Consider the following 2,222-nt stretch of genomic DNA (forward strand, 5'->3'; position numbering starts at 1 on the left):
AGACAGCAGCGAAAATACTTTACCCAGCATGGCAAACATAGGATAGCCCGGCTGGTGCGATACCTGGAGCCGGTAAGCGCAGGCTATAAATTCGCCGCAATCCCAAAAGCTAACCGATGGCTCTAAGGTTAAAACATAAGTGCTTAAGGATATTACCAGGCAAAGCCAGCCTAACAGGTTATTGATTTTATTGTACTGCATCATAAATAAGGTTGTAAAAGTTTTACCATATGTTAATGAGGTACAAGTTCGATGTAAATTGCGAAAATGTTATGCAGATTAACATCTGTTAACACCTTTTAACAGAATTTAACTTATTGATTTTAAGCAGGTAATGTGAAGAAGCTTGAGGTTGTTAATTGTGCTTTTTTAAATAATAAACTTTATCAAATAAATAGCGTATAAATGTTACGCTGTTATTGTTACGCTTACAGGTGTATGTATAAAATAGCTTTTAAACTATTGGACATAATATAAGTAAGATACAGTGACGAATTTTACAGAAACCATAGATATATTGATATTAATTTTAAGATAATTATTTTCTTTTTAATTATTATATTCACTCAATTTTTCTGATATAACAATTTAAACCTATGCACATCACTCAGCTTCATTTTATAAATAATAGTTGGAGCAGCTATTTTGCTGATCCTGAGTTTAATGCCGAAAGTTGCCAGTTGGTATTTGTTTTTGGCGCTCCCCAATTAATTATAGCACCAGAAGTTTTCAATTATCTCAAAATAAGTTATCCAACGGCCAGCATTGTTTTCGCATCAACCTCTGGCGAGATCATTGACAGTGAAGTTTATGACGATAGTATAGTTGCAACCGCTATTGAATTTGAAAAATCGACTATTGTCGCTACGGCTACGCATGTAAGTAACCATACCAACAGTTATGAAACAGGTAAGTATCTTATGCTGCAGCTTGATAAAAAAAACCTGAATAGTGTTTTTGTTGTATCTGATGGTACACATATAAACGGCAGCGAACTGGTTGCCGGTTTTAATGACACCAATCCGGGTAAGGTGCCTGTTACCGGCGGACTTGCCGGCGATGCAGCCCGGTTTACCAGCACATTTACCGGGCTTAACGCGGTGCCTTCGCAAGGCAATATTATTGCAGTTGGTTTTTACGGCGATAGCCTGGTTGTTAATCACGGCTCGAATGGCGGCTGGGAAGAATTTGGTCCGCAGAGAACGATCACTAAATCTGATAAAAATGTGTTGTTTGAGATCGATAATAAAAGCGCCCTTGATTTATACAAGGAATATTTAGGCGAGTATGTTAAAGAACTACCCGGCTCGGCTTTGTTATTCCCGCTATCATTGAGCACCGATAGTTTAGATAATAAAATGCTTGTGCGCACCATATTGAGTGTAAATGAGGATGAAAAATCAATGACCTTTGCCGGTGACCTGCCCGAAGGCGGCAAGGTGCGCCTCATGAAGGCTAATTTTGCAAAACTAATCAATGCCTCCTCGGCAGCAGCAACTGATGCAAGTGATAGTACATCTGCAACCGAGCTTGCCATCATGGTAAGCTGCGTGGGGCGTAAGCTGGTACTCAATGAACGTACCGAAGATGAACTTATAGCAGCTAAAGAAATGTTTGGTGATAATACTATTATCGCCGGTTTTTACTCTTACGGCGAGTTATCTCCTTTAAATAAAGGCTCCAACTGCGAACTACATAACCAAACCATGACCATTACCACTTTTACCGAGCAATAGTTATGGATTATCATCCCTTGTTAGATAAACAGATTAAAAAACTGTTTCCGGTGCAATACCTGGAAGACGATGCTGTTTTACTTTTTTTGAATGCCGTAAACACCAGTTTTAAAAATTTTGATAAGTCAATAAAACTGGCCGATCATGCTTTCAATATCAGCGAGCGCGAATATCTTTCGGTAACAGATAATCTTAAGGCGGAAAACGAGATCAGGCAGCGATCCATTTCGCAATTAAAAGAGGCGATTAAAACCCTCAGTCCTGATGTTGAACTAAAACTTTCTGATTCTGACGATGATATTATCCATATTATAAGCTTTTTGCAGGACCGGATAGCTAAAGCCAAAGAATTGGAGGCAGCCCTGATCAACTCAAAGGAATTAGCCGAAAAGGCTGCTATGGCCAAGGCGCAGTTTCTATCCATCATGAGTCATGAGATACGTACACCGATGAACGCGGTGATTGGTTTTACTCATTTGCTTATTC

At 39.1% G+C, this 2,222-nt stretch carries 3 protein-coding genes; 2 read left to right on the forward strand and 1 reads right to left on the reverse strand.

Features of this window, described 5'->3' with window-relative positions; genetic code table 11:
- The coding region (locus tag AC1DPZ_RS25805) for a protein O-mannosyl-transferase family (protein WP_477408890.1) at window positions 1-201 on the reverse strand (201 nt) is incomplete at its 3' end.
- Window positions 202-596: 395 nt separating this feature from the next.
- On the opposite strand from AC1DPZ_RS25805, the gene AC1DPZ_RS25810 reads away from it, so the two are divergent.
- Together AC1DPZ_RS25810 and AC1DPZ_RS25815 are read left to right on the forward strand one after the other, a co-directional pair.
- The gene (locus tag AC1DPZ_RS25810) at window positions 597-1,736 is read left to right on the forward strand and encodes an FIST signal transduction protein (protein ID WP_477408886.1); all 1,140 of its coding nucleotides are present in this window, start codon (window positions 597-599) and stop codon (window positions 1,734-1,736) included.
- Between the two features lie 2 nt (window positions 1,737-1,738).
- A partial coding sequence (locus AC1DPZ_RS25815; protein ID WP_477408888.1) for a histidine kinase dimerization/phospho-acceptor domain-containing protein occupies window positions 1,739-2,222 on the forward strand: 484 nt, incomplete at its 3' end.

The organism is Mucilaginibacter sp. P4_G9, from assembly GCF_056400985.1.